The organism is Methylomonas paludis (assembly GCF_018734325.1).
Taxonomy (GTDB): Bacteria; Pseudomonadota; Gammaproteobacteria; order Methylococcales; family Methylomonadaceae; genus Methylomonas; species Methylomonas paludis.
This window is the reverse complement of the sequence record NZ_CP073754.1, coordinates 2,321,477-2,344,615: the sequence shown is the minus strand read 5'-3', so window position 1 is coordinate 2,344,615 and position 23,139 is coordinate 2,321,477. Positions and strand designations below refer to the sequence as shown.

29 protein-coding genes and 1 tRNA gene are annotated in these 23,139 nt (G+C 43.9%); 22 read left to right on the top strand and 8 right to left on the bottom strand.

The genetic code is table 11. The annotated features are described in order from the left end of the window. Positions 1-35: 35 nt before the first annotated feature. The 9 genes from tpiA to tnpC all read left to right on the top strand — a co-directional run bounded on the left by tpiA (position 36) and on the right by tnpC (position 8,304). On the top strand, positions 36-782 hold the full coding sequence (tpiA, locus tag KEF85_RS10590; RefSeq protein ID WP_215580322.1) for a triose-phosphate isomerase: 747 nt from the start codon (positions 36-38) through the stop codon (positions 780-782). 22 nt (positions 783-804) lie between these two features. Continuing rightward, positions 805-1,227 carry a preprotein translocase subunit SecG gene (secG, locus tag KEF85_RS10585; RefSeq protein WP_246534873.1) on the top strand — a complete coding sequence of 141 codons (423 nt, stop codon included), beginning with the start codon at positions 805-807 and terminating at the stop codon, positions 1,225-1,227. A gap of 10 nt (positions 1,228-1,237) precedes the next feature. Then, a tRNA-Leu gene (locus KEF85_RS10580) sits at positions 1,238-1,322 on the top strand. 187 nt (positions 1,323-1,509) lie between these two features. Next, on the top strand, positions 1,510-2,763 hold the full coding sequence (locus tag KEF85_RS10575; RefSeq protein WP_215580320.1) for a tyrosine-type recombinase/integrase: 1,254 nt from the start codon (positions 1,510-1,512) through the stop codon (positions 2,761-2,763). 267 nt (positions 2,764-3,030) lie between these two features. Next, the gene (locus KEF85_RS10570; protein WP_215580318.1) at positions 3,031-5,082 is read left to right on the top strand and encodes an AAA family ATPase; all 2,052 of its coding nucleotides are present in this window, start codon (positions 3,031-3,033) and stop codon (positions 5,080-5,082) included. A gap of 158 nt (positions 5,083-5,240) precedes the next feature. After that, positions 5,241-5,627 (top strand): hypothetical protein, encoded by a 387-nt coding sequence (locus tag KEF85_RS10565; RefSeq protein WP_215580316.1) that lies wholly within the window; start codon positions 5,241-5,243, stop codon positions 5,625-5,627. A 246-nt stretch (positions 5,628-5,873) separates the two neighbouring features. Beyond that, on the top strand, positions 5,874-6,257 hold the full coding sequence (tnpA, locus tag KEF85_RS10560; RefSeq protein ID WP_215579380.1) for an IS66 family insertion sequence element accessory protein TnpA: 384 nt from the start codon (positions 5,874-5,876) through the stop codon (positions 6,255-6,257). After that, positions 6,254-6,613 (top strand): IS66 family insertion sequence element accessory protein TnpB, encoded by a 360-nt coding sequence (gene tnpB / locus KEF85_RS10555; protein WP_215579383.1) that lies wholly within the window; start codon positions 6,254-6,256, stop codon positions 6,611-6,613. Before tnpA ends, tnpB begins: the two co-directional genes overlap by 4 nt. A 77-nt stretch (positions 6,614-6,690) precedes the next feature. Then, positions 6,691-8,304, top strand: coding sequence for an IS66 family transposase (gene tnpC, locus KEF85_RS10550; RefSeq protein WP_215579386.1), 1,614 nt, complete (start codon positions 6,691-6,693; stop codon positions 8,302-8,304). Positions 8,305-8,322: 18 nt separating this feature from the next. On the opposite strand, the gene mobI is transcribed toward tnpC, so the two are convergent. After that, the gene (mobI, locus tag KEF85_RS10545) at positions 8,323-8,664 is read right to left on the bottom strand and encodes a conjugative transfer protein MobI(A/C) (RefSeq protein WP_215580314.1); all 342 of its coding nucleotides are present in this window, start codon (positions 8,662-8,664) and stop codon (positions 8,323-8,325) included. An 837-nt stretch (positions 8,665-9,501) separates the two neighbouring features. On the opposite strand from mobI, the gene KEF85_RS10540 reads away from it, so the two are divergent. The 11 genes from KEF85_RS10540 (at position 9,502) to KEF85_RS10490 (ending at position 17,872) form a co-directional block, all read left to right on the top strand. Next, the gene (locus KEF85_RS10540) at positions 9,502-9,720 is read left to right on the top strand and encodes a helix-turn-helix transcriptional regulator (RefSeq protein WP_215580306.1); all 219 of its coding nucleotides are present in this window, start codon (positions 9,502-9,504) and stop codon (positions 9,718-9,720) included. Between the two features lie 134 nt (positions 9,721-9,854). Next, positions 9,855-10,166, top strand: coding sequence for a hypothetical protein (locus KEF85_RS10535; RefSeq protein ID WP_215580299.1), 312 nt, complete (start codon positions 9,855-9,857; stop codon positions 10,164-10,166). Next, positions 10,150-11,652 carry a DUF3631 domain-containing protein gene (locus KEF85_RS10530; RefSeq protein ID WP_215580297.1) on the top strand — a complete coding sequence of 501 codons (1,503 nt, stop codon included), beginning with the start codon at positions 10,150-10,152 and terminating at the stop codon, positions 11,650-11,652. Before KEF85_RS10535 ends, KEF85_RS10530 begins: the two co-directional genes overlap by 17 nt. A gap of 134 nt (positions 11,653-11,786) precedes the next feature. Continuing rightward, the gene (locus KEF85_RS10525; RefSeq protein ID WP_215580295.1) at positions 11,787-12,245 is read left to right on the top strand and encodes a hypothetical protein; all 459 of its coding nucleotides are present in this window, start codon (positions 11,787-11,789) and stop codon (positions 12,243-12,245) included. A gap of 195 nt (positions 12,246-12,440) precedes the next feature. Beyond that, complete coding sequence (locus KEF85_RS10520) at positions 12,441-12,680, top strand: HTH-like domain-containing protein (RefSeq protein WP_215580285.1); 240 nt, start codon at positions 12,441-12,443, stop codon at positions 12,678-12,680. Positions 12,681-12,708: 28 nt separating this feature from the next. Continuing rightward, a complete protein-coding gene (locus tag KEF85_RS10515; protein WP_246534865.1) occupies positions 12,709-12,936 on the top strand; it encodes a type I restriction-modification system subunit M N-terminal domain-containing protein in 228 nt (75 codons plus the stop codon). Continuing rightward, complete coding sequence (locus KEF85_RS10510) at positions 12,926-15,559, top strand: TrlF family AAA-like ATPase (protein WP_215580283.1); 2,634 nt, start codon at positions 12,926-12,928, stop codon at positions 15,557-15,559. The genes KEF85_RS10515 and KEF85_RS10510 overlap by 11 nt, the downstream gene beginning before the upstream one ends. Further along, positions 15,538-16,707, top strand: a complete 1,170-nt coding sequence (locus KEF85_RS10505) for an RNA-binding domain-containing protein (RefSeq protein ID WP_215580281.1) — start codon at positions 15,538-15,540, stop codon at positions 16,705-16,707. Before KEF85_RS10510 ends, KEF85_RS10505 begins: the two co-directional genes overlap by 22 nt. Beyond that, on the top strand, positions 16,707-16,883 hold the full coding sequence (locus KEF85_RS10500; RefSeq protein ID WP_215580279.1) for a hypothetical protein: 177 nt from the start codon (positions 16,707-16,709) through the stop codon (positions 16,881-16,883). The genes KEF85_RS10505 and KEF85_RS10500 overlap by 1 nt, the downstream gene beginning before the upstream one ends. Positions 16,884-16,909: 26 nt before the next feature. After that, on the top strand, positions 16,910-17,089 hold the full coding sequence (locus KEF85_RS10495) for a hypothetical protein (protein WP_215580277.1): 180 nt from the start codon (positions 16,910-16,912) through the stop codon (positions 17,087-17,089). Positions 17,090-17,269: 180 nt separating this feature from the next. Then, positions 17,270-17,872, top strand: coding sequence for a group II intron maturase-specific domain-containing protein (locus KEF85_RS10490; RefSeq protein WP_215580275.1), 603 nt, complete (start codon positions 17,270-17,272; stop codon positions 17,870-17,872). A gap of 190 nt (positions 17,873-18,062) precedes the next feature. Here KEF85_RS10490 and KEF85_RS10485 read toward each other — a convergent pair whose 3' ends face one another. Together KEF85_RS10485 and KEF85_RS10480 are read right to left on the bottom strand one after the other, a co-directional pair. Further along, positions 18,063-18,515 carry a type II toxin-antitoxin system YhaV family toxin gene (locus KEF85_RS10485; protein WP_215580273.1) on the bottom strand — a complete coding sequence of 151 codons (453 nt, stop codon included), beginning with the start codon at positions 18,513-18,515 and terminating at the stop codon, positions 18,063-18,065. After that, positions 18,515-18,835 (bottom strand): type II toxin-antitoxin system PrlF family antitoxin, encoded by a 321-nt coding sequence (locus tag KEF85_RS10480; RefSeq protein ID WP_215580271.1) that lies wholly within the window; start codon positions 18,833-18,835, stop codon positions 18,515-18,517. Before KEF85_RS10480 ends, KEF85_RS10485 begins: the two co-directional genes overlap by 1 nt. A gap of 483 nt (positions 18,836-19,318) precedes the next feature. On the opposite strand from KEF85_RS10480, the gene KEF85_RS16945 reads away from it, so the two are divergent. Next, on the top strand, positions 19,319-19,447 hold the full coding sequence (locus KEF85_RS16945; protein ID WP_281413632.1) for a hypothetical protein: 129 nt from the start codon (positions 19,319-19,321) through the stop codon (positions 19,445-19,447). A gap of 44 nt (positions 19,448-19,491) precedes the next feature. Here KEF85_RS16945 and KEF85_RS10475 read toward each other — a convergent pair whose 3' ends face one another. From KEF85_RS10475 to KEF85_RS10465, 3 genes are all read right to left on the bottom strand, one after another. Continuing rightward, the gene (locus tag KEF85_RS10475; protein ID WP_215580268.1) at positions 19,492-19,911 is read right to left on the bottom strand and encodes a type II toxin-antitoxin system VapC family toxin; all 420 of its coding nucleotides are present in this window, start codon (positions 19,909-19,911) and stop codon (positions 19,492-19,494) included. Beyond that, complete coding sequence (locus tag KEF85_RS10470) at positions 19,908-20,153, bottom strand: type II toxin-antitoxin system Phd/YefM family antitoxin (protein ID WP_215580266.1); 246 nt, start codon at positions 20,151-20,153, stop codon at positions 19,908-19,910. Before KEF85_RS10470 ends, KEF85_RS10475 begins: the two co-directional genes overlap by 4 nt. A 401-nt stretch (positions 20,154-20,554) precedes the next feature. Further along, positions 20,555-20,704 carry a type II toxin-antitoxin system ParD family antitoxin gene (locus KEF85_RS10465; protein ID WP_215580264.1) on the bottom strand — a complete coding sequence of 50 codons (150 nt, stop codon included), beginning with the start codon at positions 20,702-20,704 and terminating at the stop codon, positions 20,555-20,557. Positions 20,705-21,240: 536 nt separating this feature from the next. Between KEF85_RS10465 and KEF85_RS10460 the strand changes: the two genes are divergently transcribed. Beyond that, complete coding sequence (locus KEF85_RS10460) at positions 21,241-22,008, top strand: SDR family oxidoreductase (protein WP_215580262.1); 768 nt, start codon at positions 21,241-21,243, stop codon at positions 22,006-22,008. Positions 22,009-22,411: 403 nt separating this feature from the next. Here the strand turns inward: KEF85_RS10460 and pqqA are convergent, their stop codons facing one another. Next, complete coding sequence (gene pqqA, locus KEF85_RS10455) at positions 22,412-22,486, bottom strand: pyrroloquinoline quinone precursor peptide PqqA (RefSeq protein ID WP_215585123.1); 75 nt, start codon at positions 22,484-22,486, stop codon at positions 22,412-22,414. A 69-nt stretch (positions 22,487-22,555) separates the two neighbouring features. After that, on the bottom strand, positions 22,556-23,131 hold the full coding sequence (locus KEF85_RS10450) for a c-type cytochrome (protein ID WP_215580260.1): 576 nt from the start codon (positions 23,129-23,131) through the stop codon (positions 22,556-22,558). Positions 23,132-23,139 lie beyond the last annotated feature (8 nt).

Genomic DNA, 23,139 nt, shown 5'->3' with positions numbered 1-23,139 from the left:
TATCATAGTCTGCTTTATTCAGTTTGGAGTAAGTAATGCGCCGGTCTTTGATAATGGGGAATTGGAAAATGAATGGCTCTCGTGAAGAGGGAATTCAACTTGCTACCGCCTTAGCAGAAGGCTTGGGTACGGTAGAGCAGGAAGTTGCTGTTTGTGTTCCTTTCATCTACCTGACAGATATTCGTAACGCTTTAGCCGGTTCTGCCATCGCAGTCGGCGCGCAAAACGTTGCTGATCAAGCTGCCGGCGCTTACACTGGTGAAGTTTCTGCTGCCATGCTGGCTGACTCTGGCATCAAATATGCGCTGGTTGGCCACTCAGAAAGACGCAGCTATTACGGCGACACCAACCAGTCTGTTGCCAACCGCTTTGCCCAAGCGCTTAAACAAAACATCATCCCAGTATTGTGTGTTGGTGAAACCTTGGCAGAACGTGAAGCTGATCAAACTTTCAGCGTTATCGACGCCCAACTGGATGCCGTGATCAACACCACCGGCATTGAAGCATTTGCCAATGCTGTTATCGCTTACGAACCCGTGTGGGCCATCGGCACCGGCAAAACCGCTACCGACGAGCAAGCTCAGGAAGTGCATGCCTACATCCGTAGCCGCATTGCTGCGCTGAATCCGGAAATTGCCGCCAAGCTGCAAATTTTATACGGCGGTAGTGTTAAAGCAGACAACGCCAAAGGCTTGTTTGCCCAGCCCGACATCGACGGTGGCCTGGTAGGCGGAGCCTCACTGGATGCCAAAGGCTTTTTGCAAATTAGTCATTCAGTCTAGTTTTTTACAGTTTAGGATTTATATGTTGTACCAAATTATTATTGTTATTCACATCCTGTTGGGCATAGGCATAATCGGCCTGGTGCTGATCCAGCATGGTAAAGGCGCAGACGCCGGAGCTGCCTTTGGTAGCGGTTCATCCGGTTCCGTGTTTGGTGCCCAAGGCTCTGCCTCTTTCCTGTCCAGAACCACTGCCATTTTTGCCGGTCTATTCTTTGTGACCAGCCTGGGTTTGGCGTTTTTAAGCGGTTATCACAGCAAAAAAACTGATTTGATCGATACCATCAGCGTCGAACAATCTGCTTCCGATGTGCCTTTATCAAGCGTAAAGCCCGCTGAAGATGCGGCACCTACTGCTGCCGCGCTGCCGGAAACTGCTGTGCCTGCCGCACCGGCCTTAAAACAGGTAGAACCTGCTCCGGCTGAACAACCCAAGGCCAACTAAACAGTTTTAAGCCGATGTGGTGAAATTGGTAGACACGCCATCTTGAGGGGGTGGTGACGCAAGTCGTGCCGGTTCAAATCCGGCCATCGGTACCATTTCAGCATCCAGTGTGATGCAATAAAGTCCAAAAACCCGCAAGCTGTCTGGCTTGGCGGGTTTTTTGTTGTCCAATGGAATCCGGTAAAAACCAGTGCAATGCAGTCAAAATCGTGCCATTTATTGTTACAACTCTTAAAATGTGTTTAAAATTGGCATAATAATTGGCACGATTTGGGTGGATACATGGCATTAAAACTCAATAAAGACGTGGTTTACAGGGCTGCAAAGCCTGACACAAAAGATCGGATGATCAACGATGGTGGCGGTCTTTACTTGCTCGTTAAAGTGAATGGCTCCAAGTGGTGGCATTTCATTTACACCTTTCAGGGCAAGCGCAAAAAAGTTTCCTTGGGCGTGTATCCAAACGTTTCTTTGGAGACAGCTAGACGCAAAGCAGAAGAAGCTCGCGAAAACATAGCCAACGGCATTGATCCAGGCGAAATCAGAAAAGTAAGCCGGCAAACAAAACAGCTTGATAAATTAAATGAAGAACGGGTTAGCGATGGCCTGCCAATTCTAAACAGCTTTGCTGATGTCGCCAGAAAATGGCTGGACTCAATCGCCCATCTCACCACCGCTACCACGCATATCAAAAAAACCAGCCGGATCGAGCGCTTGGCATTTCCAACGCTTGGCGACAAAGCCATCAATGCCATTAAGTCAGCAGAAGTTTTGGCAGCTCTCAAACCCTTAATCGATAAAGGTCAGCTGGAAACAGCACATCGCCTGCATGCCGAAATTAGCGCCATATTTGCCTACGCGGTAGTGCATAACTATACGGAATACGATCCAGCCCATCCGGTGGCCAAACAGATTCCCGCCCAAAAAGTTAAGCATCGCGCAGCAATTATCGATCCTAAACAGGTCGCACAATTACTGCGAGATATTAGCAATTACCAAGGCACTTTTGTTGTCCAGTCAGCATTTAGGCTGTCGCCATTGCTGTTTCAAAGACCAGGTGAAATCAGGCAAATGCTTTGGGAGGATGTCGACCTGACAGTTCGGGAATGGCGACCCTATATTTCTAAAACGGATTTTCACCATATCGTGCCGCTATCTACCCAGGCAGTAGCAATACTGGAAGCCATCCATCCGCTAACTGGTAACGGTCAATATGTATTTCCATCCAGTAGAGGCGATGGCAGGCCAATGTCCGATAATACCATCAGAACGGCACTAAAATCTTTAGGTTACGATAGTGATGTTATGACTGCCCACGGTTTTAGAACCACTGCCTCAACCTTGCTAAATGAGCAAGGCTGGAATCCAGACGCGATTGAGCGGCAATTGGCCCATGCGCCACGGGATCAGGTTAGAGCAGCTTATAATCGGGCGCAGTATTTAGATGAGCATCGGCGCATGATGCAGTCTTGGGCGGATTATCTGGATGGTTTGAAGTCAGGGGCTCAGGTGATACCGTTTAGGAAATTGGTGTGAGATATTGGATGTTAGCAAAGCAAAAGTAACTGAATAGAATTAGCATTCTAGTAATTTTTGAAAGGCAAGGTAATTACCTGTTGCCCGCAAGCTCTATGGCAAGTTTGTGTGGCTTAAGCCGTCGATAGCAACTCTTGCTTTGTTTGATAGAATATGCATGAATTCTAGAGTATGCCATTGTTACCATTTGTGGTTTCATGTCACTAAGTTATTTGATAAGTGTGAGAAAACTATTTTCAAATTTAACAAACTAAGGAAAAAGGCCAAATGAAATTAAAAAAAATTTATATAAACAATTTCAGACGGTTGGCGGAGATTGAGTTTGAACTAAGTAAAAATATCGCTGTGGTTGTCGGCCCAAATGCAGTTGGGAAAAGTTCAATATTTGAAGCAATTCGTCTAGCAAAAGCAATTCTGTTCCCAAGAATGCAAGATGAATTGCGGAACGTCCTAATTAATCTTGGAGCTACAAGCGCTCACTTCTTTCAGAACACATTTCAATTTGATATTTCTGCTTTGGCGGGTGACCCTAATCAATCCTTGAAAATTTCATTGTTCATAAGTTTTTCAGCTGAAGAAATTGAAATGCTTAGGCAAGCCAAACCTCAAATTGCTCGGAGTCTTACTACTATTTTACTTGGACGAACGCCCGATGATCCTCAGTTTGATCTTAGAGCGTATTTTTCTACTTCTCAAGGGAAGGAAGCTCTGCAATCTGCAACTAATGAAGTTGACAGGGCTTGGGAACAGTTAAACCCAGACAAAGCTATCGAAATGTCAGTTGATATATCTGCCCAACAAATGAACAGCTCATCTGCTGTGAATAATTTGTTCGCTGGCTTCTTAGAGCAAAGATTACAACCCGATCGAGCAATTTTAAGCTATTTTCCAGCCGATAGATCGATGCCTCAGGGTGAGATTGCTATACAAGTAGGAGCACAAGATTTCAAAGCCCAGGCTGATAGTCATCTTGCTCATGCAACGTCCAAATATGGACGATTAAAACAAACAGTTGTTAATCAAGCAGTATTGGCAGGAATTGAGCATCGTGACTTAAAAAAAGACTTTGACTCAATATTTGAAACGCTCTTACCTGGTAAAGAGTTTGTTGGATTAAGACAAAAACAAACAGGACTCGTTTCTGTTCTAATACGCGATACTAAATCAGATCGAGTTTTTGACATAGATAGCTTAAGTAGTGGTGAAAAAGGTTTAATATTAAGCTTTCTTCTATATAGAACCGCATCTGTACCGGGCAGTATAATTCTAGTAGACGAGCCAGAATTGCATTTAAACCCTGCGGTTTGCAAAAAAATTCTTCCATATCTTGTAGATTACATAATTAGAGAAACCGATTGTCAGTTTTTGATTTCAACTCATAGCGTAGAAATTCTTAAAGATGCATATGAGAATCATAATTCTGAATTATTTCATCTTCGCAACGATCGTGATATATCTCCGGTATTATTACAAGATACTGATGAAATGCGCGAGGCAATGAGTAGATTGGGGGTTAGTGCAGAACAAGCACTCACATCAAAAGGTACTATCTTTGTTGAAGGTGATACTGATGTTGCTATTCTTGAAGTTGGATTTCAAAAAATTCTTTCTGGAATATTGGTCAAACCATTAAATGGCAGAACTGAAATTGAAAAATCAATTCGTGATTTACAAGCCGCAGAAAAAAAAGGGGGCGTAAAAGAGCGACATGCATTTCTTTTTGATCATGATTCGAAACCATCTGGTTTACCAAGCACAGCTCTTGTAAAAGTTGAGCAACTTCAAAAATACTGTATTGAAAATTATTTAATCGATGAAACTTGTTTATTCAATCTAATTAATATGCATGGTAAAACACCTCCAGAATCAAGAGGCGCGTTTGCTCGTGAGCTTAAGCAATTAGCATTAGACCAATTGGATGAGGTAGTTCAGCAAAAGCACTTAAATCCATTTAGATCTCTTAGGGTTGGCCTATTAAAGAAAGATATTAATCGTAAAACAAACATTGAGATTGCTGAATTACAGTATAACCAACTTAATGAAACGCTTTCTGAAATAAAAAATATTCTGAACCAAGAAAATTGGGAGGAAAATTTTGTTGAGAGATGCAATACCACAAGAACAGAACTCGAACCCATTTGGGAAAATGACTGGAAGAAACTTTGCAGCGGCAAACGTCTATTTGATGATCTTCAACGAAAATATCAAATAAACTTTGATCTTGTCCGATTCAAAAAAACACTTATTCAAGAGCTAGTGAAACATGAGACAGATGACATTACAGCCTTACAAGGAATTTTGGATCGCTTATTAGCATAAGTTGTATTACCGGTAAGGCCATCTATTTGCTGAAGGGATGTTAAAAATGCTCAAACAATCAAGCATACTTTATGTAATTTATATTCCTCCAGAAATTTAGAATAAAACTTGACCCTATCCCGATTACCCAAAGCATCCATCCTCATTAGGAGTTATCTATGCAAGAATATATGCCAATATTCGCAGCTATTTTAGGCGGGTTAGTAGTCTCTTTTGGTTGGTATCGAACCGGGAAACTAAACCGCGAAAACAATATACATTTGAAACGCCTTGACTTTAGGATTAAGGCTCTTGAATCATTTTTGCCAGTTTGGCGCGAAATTCAGAAAAATGGTAATGCGTTTGCTAATCCAGACGTAGTAGAGAAACTTGCCGCCGCACGAGAATCCTTCCATCTATACGGTACACAAAATGACATTGATTTGATAGAGAAACTCGTTAACGCAATTGAGACTAAAGACTTGGAAGCAGCAAACAAAGCACTTCCAGCTCTAGTGAATCTTATCAAGCAAGGTGTTCGAAACGAGCTTCAAATCGATGCATAACAAGGCGAATACAACTTAATTTAATCCAATTTGTTTTCCTCCATCAATTTGGAATAAAACTTGACCCTATCCCGAATTTTACCCAAAGCATCCATACTCTTACGGATTTTGGCAAATTCCGGCTCGTACTCCTCAACCAAAGTTGCCTCCCAACCTGGCTCGTTGTAAGCGCTTAACAAACCCCATCTACCCATAATTAATTGAATTTGGGAAAGTATCGTCACCGTCAATTGATGAGGATACCCGATGAACCAGCCCCTTTCAGAAAATACCCAGCCAACGGATGCTGTAAGTCTAACCGATACGCAGCGCTTTTGGTTTGCCCATGTCGAGCAATGCCTGGCGTCAGGTTTGAGTATTGCCGTGTATGCCCGGCAACACCAATTGGCCGATAAATCTTTATATCACTGGATCAAGCGTAAGCGTGAGTGGCCAAGCCGTGCTGTGCAGACCGGCGCTGGCACAGCGACTTTTCATCCTGTGCAGATGGTACAGCCGGTGACGAGTGGCTCACTTGAACGGCCAACGCTGTGGCTGCGCCTACCCAATGGCATTGAATGTCAATTTCAAGCCATTGATACCGAGCATTGCCTGGCGGTGCTGACCGGGTTGTCGAGGTTGCCAGCATGATGCGGCCCCTTTCCGTCGATTGGGCAGTTTATTTATGCGAACAACCGGTTGATTTCAGGAAGGGCGCTGCCAGTTTGGCGGTCCTGGTGGAAGCGCAGTTGAGTTTAAATCCGTTTGCTGATTGTTTGTATGTGTTTAGAAATCGGTCAGCCACGGCTATCAAGTTGCTGTATTGGGAGCGTAATGGTTTTTGTCTATGGCAGAAGCGTTTGGAGAAAGCACGGTTTTTCTGGCCAAAACCCAGCGAGTCTGGCACGGTGACGTTAAGCGTACAGCAACTGAACTGGTTGTTGGAAGGTTATGATATTAATCGCATGAAGCCGCATCCGGTGCTGGATTATCAGTCGGTTTTATAATCTTTTGCCGGCTTTGAAGCGTCTATTTTCTGAATTTTCAATGGCTTATTATGGCGTAAGTTGCTATAATAAGCCTTATGGAACAAGAGCTTGAATTGCCTTCAGATGTCGACAGCCTGCAGAAAATGCTACGTACGCTGACGCGTGATTATCGGCAATTACAATCAAAACACGATATTCTGCAAGAGCAAATCAATCTCTTGCTACATAAACGCTTTGGCGCCAATAGCGAGAAATACCGGGCAGAGCAAGCGGATATGTTCAATGAGGCGGAAGCCTATGCCGAAGAGTCGGATGAAACGACCGCTGAAACGGCGACGGCCACCTCTGAAGTGGTGGCCGCCACCGAAAATGCATCAGCGCCTATCGCTTCCGCAGCCCAGCCCGGCCAAACTGTACCGGTCAAGCCTGGCCGTAAAGCCCTGCCTGCTGCACTCCCCCGCGTTGAGATCATCCACGACCTACCGGAAGCGCAACGCCGTTGCTCAGCCGGCCATGCGCTAAAAGAAATCGGTACTGAAGTGTCCGAACAACTGGACATCATTCCAGCCAAGGTGCAGGTGTTACGCCATATCCGCATCAAGTATGCCTGCCCTTGCTGTCAGGCCGAGGTGAAAACCGCGCCACTGCCGCCGCAACCGCTGCCTAAAAGCAATGCTTCGCCCGGTTTACTGGCTTATCTGATCACCAGCAAATTCCTGGATGCCTTGCCGTTTTACCGGCAAAGTAAACAGTTTCAGCGTATCGGCGTTGAGCTATCACGCGGCACCCTGTCTTTATGGGCGATTCGTTGCGGCGAGCTGATTCAAGCTTTGTGCAATTTGATGCAGGAACACCTGCATCAGTACCCCATTCTGCAAATGGATGAAACCACGCTACAAGTCTTGAAAGAAGAGGGCAAAGCCGCTAGCAGTCAGTCTTATCTGTGGGTACAGCGCGGTGGCCCACCTGATCAACCAGTCGTGCTGTTTCACTATGCACCCACCCGCAGCCAGGCCGTGGCAGACCAACTGCTACAAGGTTACAGCGGTACGCTGCAAACCGACGGCTACGCCGCTTACCCGACCGTGTGCGCTAAAAACGGCTTGCGCCATGCCGGGTGTTGGGCACACGCCAGACGTAAATTCGATGAAGCCTTAAAAGCCCAAGGCAAAGCTCAGCCTAAAGCCGGCAAAGTCAGTAAGGCCTTAATCATGATCCAGAAACTGTACCGGATTGAGACGCAAATCAAATATCTGTCGGTCGATGAAAAATACCGGATTCGCCAACAGCAGGCCGTGCCGATCCTGCATGAAATCAAAGCTTGGTTGGATATCTCCTTAACCCAAGTGGCCCCCACCAGCTTAACCGGCAAAGCCTTGGGCTATCTGGCTAACCAGTGGTCAACACTCACCGTCTATTGCCAAGATGGGCGGTTAGACATTGATAACAATGCCGTGGAACGCGCCATCCGGCCCTTTGTCATTGGTCGTAATAACTGGCTATTCGCCGATACCATAAAAGGCGCCAAAGCCAGTGCCAATCTCTATAGCCTGATTGAAACCGCCAAACTCAATGGACTGGAGCCGTATCGCTATCTGCATCATATTTTTAAAGAACTGCCCAAGGCTCAGACTCTGGAAGATATTGAATCACTGCTGCCCTGGCAAGTGGATAGGGAGCATATTAACAGCGGATGGAAAAATGGCTAGATGGGGTTTGATAACCGCTTACGGCTCGTTTTGCAGAAAACGCCCTAGTGGGTAACTGAAGCCTGCGCCTTTGCGGACATACTCGGCTATCGTTTTGTTTTTGCCGTTGATCATGATCGAGGAAATGCGAAACCACTCGATGCTAAAGGAAAGCGATTTTTCTCTGGTCCTGATTCTGACGCCAATCCGGCCTTGTTTAAACCGTCGGTTTTCTTTCTGCCCGCGTTTAAACATACGCCAGTAATCATCGACCAACATTCTGGCGACATTATATTGCTTATGGGTTTCTACTTCTATCCACTGTAGAAGATCGGCTTCGGTCAGTTGGCTGTCAAGATCATTTCTATCATTTTCAAACATGCTGTTTTCCTAGTTTTAAGTATAGGGATTTAGTTAGTTCGTCCCTAGTTGATTTTTTAAAGACATTTTTTGGATATAAAAAATTAATCGCTTTCGTTTGCAAATTAGGTTTTGTAGACAGCAATTCCTATATTTATTAGGGATTCATTTTTAATAAATCCATCACCTTTGTAACCAGTCATCCTATTTATTCAAAACAAACAAAACTCACTAATTAGGCTTACTTATATCTGCATGTTTTCTGGTTCTGAATTCACAATCCCTAATAAATATAGGAAGTGGCAAGGCTATCCCCTAATTTGTGCCACATAACGCAGTTATTCCGGAGTCCTGCGTTTAGTCGGTATCACATTTTGACTGAAAATATTTCCACCTCTTCTGCTAAAAATCGCAAATTCGCGATTTTTTGCGAGCATGCCTTAAAAATTTTCAAGGACAATTTCATGCAGAGATAGCGATATTGAAAAACCGATCCAGAGTTAAAAATGCGACAGTTTTCAGCTCATCCGTATTCTAAATTGAATTTTTTTTAATCATGTTGCAGCTAATGTCAAATACGACATTTGCTGCAACACACTTACAAATTAATTTATGCAAAATAAGGCACTGACAAAAAACGCATTATTTGCCTGGCATGAAGCCATAAGTTCTCAGTTTCGTAACTCTCGATGCGCTCAAGTCGAATAACAATTGAAACGGTTTGATAACAAGTTGCGACGTGCATTTTCCTGACGCAGATGGCCGTTTTGGCTAGCTGCGGCGGATAAATGGCATTTTGATTTAGGCAAAATAACGGATACGTCAAATTTTCAAACTTTTGGATTTAGGAGAATGTCTATGCCCCAACTGCCAGAAACCGGTTATCTGCGTTTGGCGCAGATTATCGGTAACCCCAAAGCCAATCCGCCGATACCGGCTCTTATTCCGGTCAGTAAATCCACTTGGTGGGCGGGGGTTAAATCAGGTCGCTTCCCGGCACCAGTCAAACTCGGGCCAAGAATCACCGTTTGGCGTGTTGAAGACATTCGCGCTCTGATCAATAACGGGGTGTGGTAGTGCAATCGGGTTCTAGCAAAAAGCTCCCGCCCTTTGGCAGAGCACTGGCGGACAAATTGCATTCAGAAAATCCACCGTGGCTGGTGATAGTTTGTTTTGGACATGATTGCTGGCGACGTGCCAGACACTGGCAGATGAACACTTCTGTTTGGGCTTTAGTGATGCCTCAATATGATTCGGTTGCCGGTTTTATTTGGCTGGTGAATGAACTGTGTGTGTTGATAGACTGGGACAAAGGCCCAAGTACAGAGCAGGTTATGCAGCTTGTCAAAGTCCTATTGGCTTCAGGTGCTTACCAAGTCACGGTTCGGCCATGCTGGGTAGATTGCAGCGAGCCTGCTTTTACTTATGATGTATCAAAAACGCCAGGAAAACGCTGGGTCCAGATAAGAGAGCAAATCGTCACTTATCCAGGTAAGGGAGGCCGGTATGGAGTTTCTGCCTGAAACACTGGATGACTTTGATGAGCTGTTGCCGACAGAAGTTGCAAAATGCCTCGAAAATAATGAAACAACTGAAGTACAAAACCGACCAGCAAAACCCCATATAGACGATGCCGCCACGCTACGTTATTTAGCATCTATTTCGCCAATAGAATATGACCGGGTTAGAAAGGAATATGCCAAAACCTTGGGAGTGCGTCCTGTTACGCTGGATAAGTTAATCCAGGCAGAACGTAAAGGCCAGGATAGGCAGAGTATCGATTTTGAAGCCATTGATGCCTGGCCGGAACCAGTTAATCCTGCTGAACTATTAACCGAAATCCGAGACAGTATTCAGCGTTTTATCGTATGCGATGCGGAAATAGCCATTACCGCCAGCTTATGGATAGCCATGACCTGGTTCATCGACGTCATTCAGATCGCGCCACTGGCAATCATTACCGCGCCGGAAAAACGTTGCGGAAAATCGCAATTGCTATTCTTGTTGGGACGGATGGTTTGTCGGCCATTGATGGCGGCCAATATTTCTCCGGCAGCTTTGTTTCGGGCAATTGATGCCTGGCAGCCAACTTTGCTGGTCGATGAAGCCGATGCCTTCATGCGCGAAAACGACGAATTGCGCGGGCTGATTAATTGCGGACATACCCGCGAGAGCGCTTATATCATACGGGTGGTTGGCGAAAACTTTATACCCACCCGTTTTAACGTTTGGGGCGCAAAAGTTATTTCCGGTATCGGACATCTGGCCGATACATTGATGGACAGAGCCGTGATATTGGAGCTGCGCCGCAAGTTGCCACATGAACAGGTTGAGCGCTTACGCCATGCCGAACCGGAATTATTCAGCACACTGTCCGCTAAGCTGGCAAGGTTTGCTGAAGATTATCATGAGCAAATCAGAACCGCCCGGCCACATTTACCGGAAGCCCTGAATGACCGGGCGCAAGATAACTGGGAAGCCTTGCTTGCTATCGCCGATGTCGCCGCAGGACAGTGGCCGGAACTAGCCAGAACAGCCGCCTTAAAACTTGCCGGAGCCGAGGACGCGCAAATGAGCCGGAATCAGGAACTGCTGGCTGATATCCAGGCCATATTTTCCAGCCTGCATACGGATAGGATTTTTACAGTCGACCTGATTACCGCATTATGTCTGGATGAGGCGAAAGGCTGGGCCAGTTGCAATAAAAATCAGCCTATCACAGCTAAACAAATTGCAGACAATCTCAAAGGTTATAAAATTCAACCCAAGGATGTCCGCATCGGCCACCAGGTAAAAAAGGGCTATAGTCTGGAAGAATTTACCGATGCCTTTAATCGCTATTTATCCAACAAAATAATTCCGGACGATATTCCCCTTTCTGCCGCTACAACGCTACAAGCCAATGCAGACAAGGCTTGCAGTGTAGCGGATGAAAATCTCCAAACGCTACATCCCGCTTCAGCCAGCATTAGCGCTACACAAAACCTAGGACAAGGTTTTTCAGAATGATGCCACCCGTTGCGGCAACAACCTATCAGGGGCAACACTCAAACCCGCAGTGGTTAAGACTTGTAGCGCTGTAGCGGATAAAACTGCCGAAACCGTTACTCAACTTCTACAGGATGATGTGGAGTGGTTCTGATATGGGCGCACTGCAAAAAATCCGTGAAGCCGGTTTTAACATTGCACTGAAGGGCGATGCTCTAGCCATCAGTCCGGCCAGCGCTCTGACACAAAATCAGCGGGAATTTTTAAAGCAGCATAAAGCCGAAATTGTTTATGAACTCCAAGTTGAATCTACTCACTTGTTTCAATTAGACAAGGCAAAAATCCTGGCTTATATGGAGGCCATAGGCGAATCTGATAAGGAAATCATAGCAGAAGTGCTATATGAATGCGCCCGTAACCCAGACAAACTTTATTGGCTATTGAATTGGGTGGACAAGCAACTACAATCCAAATTGCCGGTTAAATTTCCGGACGATAGGCGTTTTTGCACTGAATGCCGGCACCTGCGAAATAGCTATTGTACTAAACAGCAATTTAGGCCATTGGACGATATTCCAAGAAGATGTAATGACTACGGCGATAGAATTTTCTAATTGCGGCTAATTACAAAAATTTAATTTCTTATACTTGTTTTTAACGATATGTATAGAAATTAGCAGTTTTATATATATCAATCACTTATGTGCTCTGAAAAAACTGAGAACAAAAATTTCTACGGTTTCTTGCTATATGAATCAAATTTAGCTAAATTAGCTAAGTTAGCTATTCATTAGTCTGATTAATCACCAATGGTTGAAATAGAAATTTACGACAACATAAAACGCGCCTTGGCTGAAGCCCAACGCAATCAATATACCGTTGAACTTCATCTGCAAATGATCAAATATGCCGATGAACTCCAGCATATTACGGCTAAGGAATTTTGTGAAGGTGTTGGCCTGCGGCAAAGTTTTGGAACTGAATTCAGCAAAATGCGTAATTTGACTCAACGGCTTAAGGCTGCCGGCCTAAACACCGATTTGCTGTAACGGACGATGAGTTAACGGAAAACCAAAAATGGCGCTTAAAAATACCGAATTTTATTCTTCTTTGTGGACCAGTTGTGATGAACTGCGCGGTGGCATGGACGTCAGCCAGTACAAGGACTATGTGCTGACCCTGTTATTTATGAAGTATGTGTCCGACAAATACAAAGGCGACCCGTACGGCATGATTGTCATTCCGCCAAAACCGCAATTAAACTTGGGGGTAATTAAGAATAAGGAGTTTGCAAGTGACCGATGAATTTTTCTTATATGGTAGTCGTTGGCTGAAAGCCGATTTTCATCTTCATACCCATGCCGATAAAGAATTTAGATATCAGGGTGCGGATAATGATTATTTAAAAGCTTATGTTGGTGCGCTGGTTGAGGCAGACATAGGATTAGGCGTGATTACCAATCATAATAAATTCGATTTGCAAGAGTTCAAATCTCTTCGAAAAGCGGCACGTAAGGCGGGTATTGGTTTATTGCCCGGTATCGAGCTGTCGATAAAAGACGGTCAGGCTGGAGTTCACACCTTGGTGGTGTTTTCTAGCGACTGGATAGACAATTTGCAGCAAGGGAATTATATCCAGAGCTTTCTCAGTGTGACTTTTGCTGGACAAGCAAATTTTGAACAAGAAAACGCCCGCTCAAATCATGATATTGTAGAAACGATTCGCGAACTGGATAAGTTTCATAAAGAGTATTTTTTGATATTTGCGCATGTGGAAGCTCCAAACGGTTTGTGGGGTAGTTTGTTGCCGGGGCGAATTAAGGAATTATTTGCTAATGAAACGGTAAGCCGCAGAGTGCTTGGATTCCAAAAAGTTCGCACTCATAACGAGCGGCAGAAAATAAAGCAGGAATTGGGTTGTGATTACCCCGCCGAGGTTGAAGGCTGTGATGCAAAGCAGTTTTCCGATATGTCTGCAAGAAAAGATGCATGCTACCTGAAGTTGGGTGCTTTCAATTTTGAGGCAGTTAAATTTGCGTTGATTGATCATGTTAATCGTGTTCGCAAGGAAAAGCCTAGTTATAGCCACTCATATATTTCAAAGATTTATTTTGAAGGGGTAGGCGCTTTGGGTGGTACCGAAGTATGCCTGTCTCCAGAGCTAAATACATTAATCGGCATTAGGGGCAGTGGCAAATCTTCTGTATTAGAGGGAATTCGTTACGCGTTAAATATTCCTTTTGGAGATAAGGCATCGGATATTGAATATAAGGAAGGATTGGTTAAGCACCTATTGCGTAGTGGCGGTAAAATTACCATTGATGCTGTAGATCGTCGTGGTCAGCCTTATCAAATACGCCGAATATTGAACGAACGCCCAGATGTTTATGTTAATGGCCAGCTTCAACCGGGTGTATCTATACGCGAAACGGTATTGCATAAGCCCATCTACTTTGGGCAGAAAGACCTTTCTAGTACTGGTGCTGGCTTTGAAAAAGATTTAATCGAAAAGCTGGTCGGTGAATCATTGGCTCCGATAAGGCAAAAAATCGAAGCTGGAAAATTATCGGTATTGGATGCCATTGCTCATATCAAGCGGCTTAAACGCGCCTCCGAACAAAAGCAGGAATGGGCCCAAAAAAAACAGGATGCCGAATTCAAGCTAAGGTTTTATCAACAGCATGGCGTTGAGGAAAAACTTCAAAAGCAGATTGACTTTGATCGCGACGAACGTAAAGCCGGTCAGGTGATACAAGAAACACAGAATTATTTAGAGCAACTGGTTGGTTTTATAGCTAGCAACGAAGACGAATTAAAAAATCAGCTCAGCTATAAATCAGCTAATAATCAGGCCTTTTTCGATGATTTTTTTGCGACCTTTAAGCAGGTATTGCAAGGCTTAGAAACTATCAAACATGTTTCAGCTCAAGGGAAGCCGTTGCTAACAGAGCTGCGACAAAAGTTAGCTCAGTTCAACCAGAAAAAGCAGGCGCTCAAGGAAGAGTTCGCGGAAATTGAGCGAAAACTGGCGGGTGAATTGCAGCAAGCTGGCGCACAAGCAATCAGTCCACAGGAATTTAAGCAATTAAAAACACTGTTGGATCAAGCAGATCAAATGCTGGCTGTGCTGGATAAAAGCGAGAAACAATATGCCGACTTGAAAAAGATGCTCGAAATCGAGCTGAGTAAATTAAATGAGCTTTGGCTTGAAGAATATCGGGTTATTGAAAAAGTTTTAGCAAGCATCAATCGAAACGATTCACCTTTGCGGATAGTGCCTCAATTCAAAGCGAATAAGGACGCCATGCTTAAGCACATGCAAGACCTTTTTCGGGGCAGCCGTATTAGAGAAGCTACGTTACAGGGTATGATTGATCAATACAGCGATTTTGGTGCAATGTGGCGTGATTATGATTCGGTTGACGCCGCTATAGCGTTAATAAATTCAGCGGAAACGTTTTGGCGATACTTTGAAGACAATATTGAGGCATTGTTAACGTGGCAAGTGCCCAATACTTTTACCATCGAATTTCACGGTAAGGCTTTAGCGCATCATTCCCTTGGTCAACGGGCCTCGGCACTTATGTTGTTTGTTTTAAGTCAGCGAGACAATGATGTCGTTATTATCGATCAACCCGAAGACGATTTGGATAATCAGACCATATACGACGATGTGATTAAGCTTGTCCGTACACTTAAACCGGAAACACAATTCATCTTTGCGACTCACAATGCCAATATTCCTGTTTTGGGGGATGCTGAACAAGTGATTGCATGCCAGTATATTGATGAACGGATTTCTACTGTCAGCGGAAGTATAGATTGCGTAGAAATTCAAAAAAATATCGTCGGCATTATGGAAGGTGGTGCAGAAGCCTTTGAGAGACGCAAACAGGTATATGAAGCATGGAAACCCAAGAATTATTAAGCATTATCGCCAACGGCGAGGATAGTAGGCACCAGTTTAAGGCAGATTTAACCAACGCAAACGCAGTTGCTGCGGAAATGGTCGCCTTTAGTAATTCTAAGGGCGGTATTTTACTTATCGGTGTTAACGATGATGGAAGTATTGCGGGATTAGATGCTGGTGATATGAGAAGGCTCAATCAGTTAATTTCGAATGCGGCAAGTCAATCGGTGCGCCCGCCCATCAATCCCATTACTGAAAATATTGCCCTACCAGATGGTATGGTCATGGTCGTTACGATAGATCAGGGTATCAGTAAACCTTACATGGACAATCAGGGTTTTATTTGGGTAAAAAACAGTGGAGACAAAAGAAAAGTCACTGTCAGGGAAGAATTGCAGCGTATGTACCAGGAAGCAGCCTTAGTACATGCTGATGAAATCCCTGTTCAAGGTACGTCTGTTGCTGATGTTGACATGGATTTCTTCGCATCGTTTTTTGAGAAATTTGTTGGAGAGCCTTTAGTTGAACAAGCAATCTCATTGCCGCAACTGATGGAGAATATGAATTTAATGAGGTCGGGTCAGCTCAATCTTTGCGGGGCTCTTTTATTTTCCCAAAGACCGCAGCTTCGTTTACCAGTTTTTATTGTCAAAGCAGTAGCGTTTCCGGGAGAAGATATTGCCGATACTATTTATAGCGATAGTCAGGATATTCTCGGTAAATTGTCCGATATTTTCCAAAAAACCTTAAGTTTTGTACTGGGTAATATTCACCACCAACAGCGAGAACAAGGGGTAAATTCATTAGGTGAGCCGGAAATCCCAAGGATTGTTTTGGAAGAATTAATTGCTAATGCACTTATTCATCGGGATTATTTCGTTTCGGCTCCAGTAAAAGTATTAGTGTTTTCTAATCGTATGGAAATCATCAGCCCAGGTCATTTACCCAATAATTTAACTGTCGAAAATATTAAATTGGGCAATTCAAATGTTAGAAATCCTATTCTTGCTTCGTTTGCACCGCGAGTTTTGCCATATCGCGGGTTGGGAAGTGGTATTTTGCGAGCGCTAAAGGCTTACCCGGATATTGAATTCATTGATGATCGTGATGGTAATGTATTCAAGGCAGTGATTTTACGGAAAGCGATCTTGAGAGGAGTTAAATAGTGTCAGCTGAAAACGAACATTTATTCATATTGAAAATTTCCAAGCCCAGGAAGCCTCAAGGCATTACAGAGTCTGTAAAGGATTGGAAACAATTTGTCGGGGTGCTTAGATCCTCGCCTAATTTGAATGGTGACCCGTTGCTTATTCAACAGGAAATGCGCAATGAGTGGGATTAAATACCTTCTAGACACCAATATGGTTATTGGTTTACATAAAAGGACATGATGCCGCGATTGAGCTTGCTGAACAAGCAGAGCTGGTTATTGAAAAAACCGGCATTAGTCAGATCACCCGGATGGAACTGCTTGGACAAAGTGAGGCAAAACCCAAATTTATGCCGATTATCGTTACAACTTTTAAACTTCAAAAAATAAGACCATAAAAATCATATTACTACAGTCAATTCAAATCCGGCCATCGTACCAATTCAAGGTTCTAAGCAAGCCGAATAAGTCCAGAAACCCGTAAGCTGTAAGGCTTGGCGGGTTTTTTGTTGTTTGGGGTAATACCAGGAAATGCGGTAACACTCGACAAGTTTTGCTGTAAGTTTTAGAGTAAGCGCATGCTAGGGGTAAAAGGTGACTGTAGGGGATGTGCCTCCTTTGATTTTGTCGTCTTGTGTAAACAGGATGTAGAGGAGCCGTTAAAAGTAGTGCGCCACGTACTGGAACGACTGGGTCTCAGCCTCAATGAGACCAAGACCCATAGGGTGGACGCCAAGCAAGCCAGCTTCAACTTCCTAGGTTTTACGATTCAGATGAGTCAAGGGGCACGCACCGGAAAACCGTATCCGAATGTCAGACCGGCAGATAAATCGCTAAAGAAAATCAAGGCGAGATTAACGGAGCTGACAGCCAGGAATCTAACCGCTATCCCACTGGAGGATGTGGTGGGAAGAATGAACCGTAGCCTGAGAGGGTGGGCGAATTACTTCCATTACCGCAATTCAAGTCAAATAATGGGTAAGGCTAGGCAACATGCGGAAGACCGACTGCGAACCCACTTGCTGAAACGCTACAAGGTCAAAAACAGGAAAGCGGCTTTAATCCGATTTCCACGCCGCGATCTTTACGAGCAATACGGGCTATATAAAGTTCCGACAGTTGCAGGTTGGAACTCAGCGCATCCCTCGGTATCAAGAGCATCGGAAAGCCGTGTGCGTTAATAGCGCAAGCACGGTTTGATGAGGAGGGGCAGGCGTAAGCCTGTTCCTTACTCTACCCTGTTTATGTAGGCAATTTTGATTGGGTGGCGATTTTTCATATCTTGTGCTTCGTATCCAATTCTAGCTATATGTTCTCCATCAGTGGGCCTTAAAGTCATTTTTTGATCTAGTTATTAAGTTAATCGTTCAATTAATCTAAAAAATCTTCCTGACATGCCGCAACCAAATTTTTCCAATCATTCGGAGGATTGCCCCGTTCCAGCATTTTTTGAAACACAGTATAGGGATCGGTCTTGCTGCCGGCTGAGCGCAGGGTTTGTTCATCATTAACCCAGGCATAAATAATCAATTTTGCTTTAGAGTCATACCGAAAAAACAATCTGAATCGCCGACCGATTTTTGCGCGCCGCCAATGGCGGTAATTGGCGCCCATTGTATTCCCTTGGCGATATTCCTCCCGCGCCGGGTCGCTGGGTATGGTTTCTAAAATAAGCTGGCTTAAAGCTCGTAACAGCTTGACGTTGGCATTACTTTCAAAACCTTCAGGATCAGATTCGATAGCCCGATTAGCGGCAGCATTCAGTTTTTGTAGTTGCTCGATCAAACAGGCGTGAAAGAGCAGTGTCCATCCCTGTTTCTGCATTATAGTTCGACATCGCCCAAAATTTCCTCATCAAGATCGATACTGTGATCTTGATGATTAAGCATCGCTAATTTTAAATCATCCGGCAGAGAGCTTAGGTGGCTTCCTGATTGAATGTCTTGCTCCAGCAAGGATAAAAAAGCCACGATGGCAGGGTCTACATGTTCGGATTCTTCTGCCTTGCTTACGATGACCTCTGTTCCTCTCAAATCAAAGGCAATCCTTTCGCCGACTGAAATACCTAATGCCTGGCGGATAGGTTTGGGCAGGGTGATCTGGCCTTTTGATGTGACGGTAGCGGTTTCATGAATGTGCGGCATCTTTGTGTTTCCATAAACTGTAGATTGATAATGTAAGGAAAAAATCTTACCTTGTCAATCTAATTGCACTATTCCTAAGCGTAGATCTTAGGATGCTATTCAAGAACGTCTTTAGGAATTGAACCGGCTCGATAAATAATGCTGAGTGTTGGCAGTCAAATAATTGCTGTCGTTCATGTCAAAAATGCAGCATGATGATTTTTTTAATTGCATCAGAATTGCATCAATACTTATATAACTATATGAAAGTAAAAGATTGTTAAAATCCGGCCATCGGTACCAATTCAAGGTTCTAAGCAAGCCGAATAACTCCAGAAACCCGTAAGCTGTAAGGCTTGGCGGGTTTTTTGTTGTCCAGAGAAGTACAAGGAAATGCAGCAACACTCGGCAAATTTTGCAGTAAGTTTTACAGTAATGCCATGCCAGTGATAAAAAGGTTACTGCATTTGTACTGCTCAGTTACTATAAATCGAGGGATTCTGCATGGCAAAACATCTACTTAACGATGCAGGCTTACGCAAGGCGAAGCCGGAAGCGAAAGATAAACACCTGAATGCTGGGACGGCCTTTATCTGTTGGTTAAGCCCAACGGCTCAAGGAAAAGGGACGTAACACGTTTTAGCATGCATTCATGCAAAAAATATGTTCTGTAGAGCTTATAGCCATGGATTATTCAAATTGATCGGCAGATTTTTGAAGTCTTCCAAATTTCTTGTTACAAGCGTCAAGTTATGACATTTTGCGGTTGCTGCGATCAGGCTATCTATGACTGGTAATGTCGTTCCTGAGCGAATCGCTTGTCCTTGCATGTTTCCCCATTCAAGTGAGATTTCAGCATCTACAGACAAGATTCTGCCCGAAAATCGGGCGGCCAAATCTTGTTCCAGCCAAATTTGGAGTGATTGTTTCTTTTTTGAATTCTCCAGTCTAGAGATTCCCTTTTGAATTTCGCCCATAGTCAGAGCGCTGATGTACAAATGGCACTCCTGAATTTTTTCAATCCAGGTGGCGACATTCTGGTTGGGCTGTGGTTTTATTAATTCGGATAAGACACAGGTATCCAAAAGGTAATTCATAGCTCGATATCTCTGCCACTCTCCTTGGATCGCGTCAAATCAAGCTCTACATCAGTCAAGGGTGATTCCTGGAAGAATTTGAGTAATGAGTCTTTTTTATCTGTCAATTTTTGATAGTCTGCAGCCGAAATTACAACTGCGGTCTCTTTTCCGCGTACGGTTATGGTCTGTGGACCTGTGGTTTGTGCCTCGTGGATGACCTGGCTCAGCTTGTTTTTTGCTTCTTGTAATTGCCAATGCATAATTTTCTCCCATATCTGTCTAGACTGTCTAGGTATTATACGCACAAAATTTGATTATTCTGTTTTTGGTTTTACTGAAGGCTTAAGAGATGGATGGCTTTGCTTGATGGATAGATTGGTAATCAGTTGTCCGTATTTTGTTCAAAATAACTGGTGCTGTCCATGCTTTAGTGAGGTACGCCAATAGTAACAATACTATTTTCTGCTATGGTATAGAAAATTAAGTGTTTCCCTTCTGGGAAGCAATGGTATCCAGATTTGCTCCAGATCGTTGGTCGCATATTGGCGAATCCTGTACGGCGCAGTCATTTAATGTATTTTTTATGCATTGCGGCAATAAATTCCTCGCCGTCAAACTTGCTTACAATTGGGCTATCTTCACCGGCTTGTAGCTGCATTCTTTATGCTCGTAATTTGGTATCATCCTCTTCAAGCTTCCTCAAGCCGGCTCGCACAATTTCACTGACAGATTGAAAGCGGCCTTCTTTGATTTTGTCAGAGACGAATCGATCAAAATGCTCGCCCAGTGTGACCGAGGTATTTCTTGGCATAACGCTGTCCTCATTTGATGATTGTATTAGATATTAATACATTTGAGAGGAAGGCTGTAATGGTTTTAGGTTTCTGTCGGCATAGACCAGTGTTGTCATGAGTAACCAAATTTATGCCAATTATTGTTACAACTTTTAAACATCAGAAAATAAGCCATTAAATATCAAAATATTACAACCATTTCAAATCCGGCCATCGTGCCAACTTAAAGTAATGTCATTTAATCAATATGTTATGTGGCTAATTCAAGTCCTAGTATAACAAAATGAGGCTGGTCGTATAAATATTACAGCCTGTTTTTACAGGGTTTTTTATCTCAGTATGCTGAATTTTTTTTAAAATTGCATCATAATGCATTATGTGTGCTTAAAGGTAATCAACATAAATTAAGCCCTTTTGTTGGTTTAAAAAGCTGCTCTGGCAATAAAATCATCCAAACTACTGACATTCAAGCGTTGAATTCATCAATTTTATTACCACTGAAACTATGGTTTTTATGGTCGTATCTCATTAATATCTGAATTTGGAGAGCATTATGAAATTAACCGGCAATACGATTTTAATTACCGGAGGCGGGAGTGGTATTGGCCGAGGGCTGGCTGAAGCTTTTCACCACAGAGGCAATAAAGTCATCATTACTGGGCGGCGGCTAGCCTTACTGGAGGAAACGGTAAGGGCTAATCCCGGAATCAGTTATCTGACGCTGGATGTGACTGACTCAGCAGCCATTAGCCAATTTACCGTACAGCTTTTAGATCAGTATCCAGATGTGAATGTACTGGTTAACAATGCCGGGATTATGGAGCCTGAAAATTTACTGGCATCCGAAGTGGATCTTAATGTGGCCGAGAATACCATTGCCACCAACTTGCTTGGGCCGATCCGGCTAAGCGCCGCATTGTTACCCCATTTACAAAGCAAAGAAAATCCGGCCATTATCAATGTTACCTCTGGACTGGCGTTTTTGCCGCTGGCCATGACGCCGACTTATTGTGCAACCAAAGCAGCTATTCATTCCTATACCCAATCGCTGCGTTACCAACTCAGAGAGACTCCAGTGCAAGTGATTGAAATAGCACCTCCTTACGTGCAGACGGAATTGATGGGTGCGCAACAGGCAAGCGACCCGATGGCCATGCCTTTGCATGATTTCATATCGGAAACATTGGAGTTGCTGGAAGAAAATCCGGCAATAATCGAGGTCTTGGTGGACAGGGTCAAACCGTTACGCTTTGCCGAAGCTAATGGCGGTTATAACGAATTTTTCATTCAATTCAATCGCTTGATTGAGGCGGCGCATTAACCGTCGGTAACGATTCTTTGTTGTCTCGCACATCGTGCTCCGCCGGGAAAAATGCATAAACTTCAGCCGTACTTTTGAAAGTGGCAGGTATTTTTTCGATTAAATCAGTTAAGAAAGCATCATCGTTGTGTTTTTGTTGGAAACAAGTACACAAACCTTGAAATCATTCTCGCCTTGATCAAGTTGATAGGCGATATTGAAGAAGAAACTCGCGTTATGCGCGAGCAGTTAACCCAGGAAACCCTGGTGCTGTTTGATCTGTTGCATAAACCTGAGTTGAACAAAAAAGAAACTGATCCAATAAAAAAGTTGCGGTCGAGCTACTGGAAGTCTTTAAAGCCGAGCGCCTTAAAATTGCCAAAACGGGGCAGTCTCTCAACATAACCCCGTTCTAAATTTAGCGTTAACGGTTATAGATATACATGGTTACTTCAAAACCAAAACGCAGATCGGTAAAGCTAGGTGTTTCCCAATTCATAAATATTTCCTCAAAAACAGATTTAAAAGATTTGCTGAAAGCGCCAAACAGTCGGTTATTAACCGGCTACTAAGGGGCGCTGTCCACAAAAGGGGCCGGAGGGTTGGTGACCCACCAGTCCGTGAAGTCCGGCGAAGCTTTGGAGCCCAGTGTATTAATATAAGCGGTAAGATCGGCAATATCATTAGGGCATAAATATTTTTTGAATGATGGCATACCGCCTTCTTGACCCTGGGTGACCGCTTCGGCCACATCGCCACCAGCGTCAACCAGACTTGGCCCCATAGTACCGCCATGACCGGTGCTTGAGTGGCAAACGGTACAATTCAGTCGTACATAAGCTCTGCGGCCATTTTCGATCGCATCAGCCTTAGGATTTCTAGTGCTGCAATTAAAATTGAAATTACTGGGAATAGTGTAAGTTGTAGCAGCTTTGTTAGCACTACCAGTAGCAGTAGTACTGTTACTGGTAGTTCCAGTATTTCCGGAGCTGCCGGTGTTTCCACCTGAACCATCTTCGGTTTCCGCAGAATTCCGGGCTTTATAGGTACTGATTATTTTTGGGTCGGCATTTGCCGCACTAACCATCAATATTAGGGTCATTGCCCCTAACACATGTTTAAAAGATTTAGGTAGAGCTCTCATAATGATTT